Below are 4,348 nucleotides of genomic sequence, written 5' to 3' on the forward strand. Positions count from 1 at the left end.
GTAGGCCGGATAAGGCGTTAGCCGCATCCGGCATTTTACGACGCTTGAGGTAGCCAAAACCCTTCACAGCATTTGAGCCACGCCTGGGCGCTGTGCGACAGATACACGCCTTCGCGCCAAATCATGCCCAACTGCCAGCGTAAGTCACTCTCCAGAGGGATCCAGCGCAACGTTTGCTTATCCAGCCGCTGGCAAATCGGCTCCGGTAAAATGGCAATCCCGACCCCGGCTTGTACCATTGCCGCTAGAAAATCCCACTGCCCGCTGCGCACCGCGATGCGGGGTTTGACGTTGTGTTGGCTAAACAGCTCAAGCAATTGGCGGCTCAACGCGAAATCTTCGTTGTAGATAAGCAGCGGATGTTCCGCCAGCGCCTCGGGGGAAATGGATTCGCACGTTGTCCACTGACCGGAGCGAGGAACCAACACGCAGAGTGGATGGCTAAAAAGCGGTAAGGTTGCCAGACCGCTCTCTTCTTCAACTGGCAGCGCGGTCATCGCGACATCCAGGTCACCGTTCATTACCGCCTGCTGAACGGTTAAGCCGCCAAATTCAGAGACCTTCAGTTCCACGCCGGGATAGCGCTGGCGAAACAGGCCGATCGGCCCGGCCATCAACATCCCCACCATGGGCGGGATACCGAGGCGCAGCACGCCCTTGTTGAGGTGATTTATGTCACTGAGTTCCGCTTCAAGCTGGCGAAACTCGGCAAGGATCGCCAGGCCGCGTTCGAAAACGACCTGCCCGGTATCGGTTAACAGCAGTCGCCGACCATCGCGGATTAACAGCGTGCAGTTAAGCTCGTCTTCAAGGTTCTTCAACATCTTGCTGATGGTGGGCTGGGTGACAAAAAGCTTCTCCGCTGCGCGGGTAAAGCTCTGCTGACGAACCACCTCAACAAAATATCGCAGCGTTCTGATATCCATGATTATTCCTTAAGACTATGCCTGCAATGAGTTTAATTCATTTCAGTCCTGGAAGGGGGCTCTCTATACTGGCGCTCTCTATTTTTTAAGGACATACCCTCATGGCTGTGGCGATAAGCCGCGTGACGCCTGCTGTTATTCATCGACTCCAGATTCCTGTTCAGGTTCTGTTGTACGCAGGTCTTTTTGTATTTGCTCAATATCTTGTCTCCTGGCTGCATCTGCCGCTTCCTGCCAACCTGGTCGGGATGGTGCTGATGCTGGCGTTAATTGTCTGTCGGGTTATCCCGCTGAACTGGATTCGCGCAGGTGCTCGCTGGTTACTGGCTGAAATGCTGCTGTTTTTTGTCCCGGCGGTGGTCGCCGTTGTGAACTACACGCAGCTGTTGCTGGTTGATGGCTGGCGTATATTTGCCGTGATTGCGATCAGTACGCTGATGGTGCTCGGCGCAACGGCGTGGGTGGTGGATAAAGTGTATCGCTATGAAATGCGCAGGCTAAACCGTGAGTAATTTCCAGTTAAGCGTGTTGTGTCTGGTGATTACGCTGGGTATCTACTTTGCCAATAAGCGCCTGTATCGCCGTTTTCGTAAATTACCCCTAATGCCATTAGTTCTCACCCCGGCCCTGCTGGTGCTGATGCTGGTCTTCGGCCATATCTCCTGGCAAAACTATATCGGTGAATCGCACTGGTTGCTGTGGTTGTTAGGCCCGGCGACCATCGCCTTTGCCGTTCCGGTGTATGACAACCTTGCCGTGATTAAGCGTCACTGGATGTCGCTGACGGCGGGCGTGGTAACGGCAACGCTGGTGGCCGTCACCAGTTCCGTATGGCTGGCGCGCCTGTTTATGTTGCCTGATGAGATCCAACGCAGTCTGGCGGTGCGCTCCGTCACCACACCGTTTGCGCTGGCGGCGGCAGAACCGTTGGGCGGGCAGCCGGACCTGGTGGCATTGTTCGTGGTGGTGACCGGCGTATTTGGTATGGCGGTCGGCGATGTGCTGTTTTTACGGCTTTCCATTCGTGAAGGGATGGCGAAAGGCGCAGGATTTGGCGCAGCATCGCACGGCGCAGGCACGGCACGCTCTTATGAACTCGGTCAGCAGGAAGGGGTCGTTGCCAGCCTGGTGATGATGCTTTCCGGCGTGGTAATGGTGCTGGTGGCACCGCTGGTGGCGAGGCTGATGTTCTGAGAAAGGATGTAATCCTCCGGCCCGAAAGCCGGAGGAGAAGGGAAGTTAGTGCGCGCGACCTTGTTCTACGCCGTACCCGGTCTGGGAACGGATGAACTGAGCACGGAACTGCTCGCGTTCGCGGTTGCCTTCTTCTGAGTTGTCGGTGGCAGAGAAGAACCAGATCCCGAGGAATGCTACGCTGATGGAGAACAGCGCCGGATACTCATACGGGAAAATGGCTTTTTCGTGACCGAGGATCTGGACCCAAATCGTTGGACCAAGAATCATCAGCACCACTGCCGTCAGCAGGCCTAACCAGCCACCCAACATTGCGCCACGCGTGGTCAGTTTCGACCAGTACATAGAGAGCAGAATGATGGGGAAGTTACAGCTCGCCGCGATGGCGAACGCCAGGCCGACCATGAAGGCGATGTTCTGGTTTTCGAACAGCACGCCGAGCACGATGGCAATCACGCCCAGCACCAGCACGGTGATTTTCGAAACCCGCAGCTCTTCACGTTCGGTGGCGCCTTTGCGGAACACGTTGGCGTACAGGTCGTGAGACACTGCCGATGCGCCCGCCAGAGTCAGACCGGCAACCACCGCCAGAATGGTGGCAAACGCCACGGCTGAGATGAAGCCGAGGAACAGGTTACCGCCCACCGCATTCGCCAGGTGAACCGCCGCCATGTTATTACCGCCAATCAGCGCGCCCGCAGCATCTTTGTACGCCGGATTTGCACCTACCAGCATGATTGCGCCAAAGCCGATGATAAAGGTCAGGATATAGAAATAACCCATAAAACCGGTGGCGTAGAACACACTCTTACGTGCTTCACGGGCATCGCTAACCGTGAAGAAGCGCATCAGGATGTGCGGCAAGCCCGCCGTACCAAACATCAGGCCGAGACCTAACGACAGTGCGGAGATTGGGTCTTTTACCAACCCGCCCGGGCTCATAATGGCTGAACCTTTCGGGTGTACCGCCATCGCTTCGGTGAACAGATTATTGAAGCTAAAGCCGACGTGCTTCATCACCATAAAGGCCATAAAGCTGGCACCGAACAGCAACAGTACGGCTTTGATGATCTGTACCCAGGTGGTCGCCAACATGCCGCCAAACAAAACGTACATCATCATCAGCACGCCAACCAGTACGACAGCGATGTGATAGTTCAGACCAAACAGCAGCTCAATCAGCTTACCTGCACCAACCATCTGCGCGATCAGATACAGCGCAACCACCACCAGGGAACCACAGGCAGACAGAATACGGATTGGCCCTTGCTTCAGACGATAAGACGCAACGTCTGCAAAGGTGTAACGACCCAGGTTACGCAAACGCTCAGCAATCAGGAACAGAATAATTGGCCAGCCGACCAGGAAGCCGAGTGAATAGATCAGCCCGTCATAACCGGAGGTAAAGACCAGCGCGGAAATCCCGAGGAACGATGCCGCCGACATATAGTCGCCCGCAATCGCCAGCCCGTTCTGGAAACCGGTGATGTTACCGCCAGCGGTGTAGTAGTCATTACGCGAACGTACGCGCTTTGACGCCCAGTAGGTAATGCCGAGCGTAAAGATGACGAAAATCAGGAACATAATAATCGCCTGCCAGTTGGTTGGCTGGCGTTGGACTGCACCGCTAATAGCATCCGCCGCGTTTGCGGCGAAGGGCAGCGTGGCGGCAAGCGCCGTCAGGACTCTCTTCATGATGCTTTAACCTCGTGCAAAACCGCATTGTTCAGGCGATCGAATTCACCGTTTGCCCGCCAGATGTAGATCCCGGTCAGGATGAAGGAGATAAGGATCACACCGACCCCAATCGGAATACCGCGGGTGACGCTGGTTCCCGCGTGTAGCGGAGTACCCAGCCAGCCCGGCGCAAAGGCAATCAATAATATAAAGCTGATATAAACTGCCAGCATGATGATGGACAGAATGGTGGCAAACCGTTGCCGTTTTTCTACTAACTCCCTGAAACGCGCACTGTCTTCTATCCGCTGATAAATTTGGTCATTCATCACAGAGCTCTCCAGAGGTCCCCCTGCGTCTTTCGTGCTACAAGTTCGTTGGCCGCACTTGCCCACCCCAGTCACATAGTGAACTATGCTTTTGGGGATGTGCTCGCTTGCCGCCTTCCTGTAACACGAAATCCTTTGGGGGGAGGTTTTTTATATTTCCCTCCCGGTGAAGAGAGGGTAGGGTCAGATTTGTAGATACTGTTATCGCCTGCAAGCCTTTTC

5 protein-coding genes are annotated in these 4,348 nt (G+C 55.3%); 2 read left to right on the forward strand and 3 right to left on the reverse strand.

The genetic code is table 11. The features are described 5' to 3' along the window. Positions 1 to 35: 35 nt before the first annotated feature. On the reverse strand, positions 36 to 926 hold the full coding sequence (locus FDW94_RS20385; RefSeq protein WP_032942105.1) for a LysR family transcriptional regulator: 891 nt from the start codon (positions 924 to 926) through the stop codon (positions 36 to 38). Between the two features lie 101 nt (positions 927 to 1,027). Here FDW94_RS20385 and FDW94_RS20390 point away from each other — a divergent pair, with 101 nt between their 5' ends. Both FDW94_RS20390 and FDW94_RS20395 read left to right on the forward strand, forming a co-directional pair. Then, positions 1,028 to 1,438, forward strand: a complete 411-nt coding sequence (locus FDW94_RS20390; RefSeq protein WP_003826638.1) for a CidA/LrgA family protein — start codon at positions 1,028 to 1,030, stop codon at positions 1,436 to 1,438. After that, the gene (locus FDW94_RS20395; RefSeq protein WP_003031745.1) at positions 1,431 to 2,120 is read left to right on the forward strand and encodes an LrgB family protein; all 690 of its coding nucleotides are present in this window, start codon (positions 1,431 to 1,433) and stop codon (positions 2,118 to 2,120) included. The genes FDW94_RS20390 and FDW94_RS20395 overlap by 8 nt, the downstream gene beginning before the upstream one ends. A gap of 45 nt (positions 2,121 to 2,165) precedes the next feature. Here FDW94_RS20395 and actP read toward each other — a convergent pair whose 3' ends face one another. Next, a complete protein-coding gene (gene actP, locus FDW94_RS20400; RefSeq protein WP_008786931.1) occupies positions 2,166 to 3,815 on the reverse strand; it encodes a cation/acetate symporter ActP in 1,650 nt (549 codons plus the stop codon). Further along, complete coding sequence (locus FDW94_RS20405) at positions 3,812 to 4,126, reverse strand: DUF485 domain-containing protein (protein ID WP_003031750.1); 315 nt, start codon at positions 4,124 to 4,126, stop codon at positions 3,812 to 3,814. The genes actP and FDW94_RS20405 overlap by 4 nt, the downstream gene beginning before the upstream one ends. Positions 4,127 to 4,348 lie beyond the last annotated feature (222 nt).

This window comes from Citrobacter sp. wls757, assembly GCF_005280935.1.
GTDB lineage: Bacteria > Pseudomonadota > Gammaproteobacteria > Enterobacterales > Enterobacteriaceae > Citrobacter > Citrobacter portucalensis.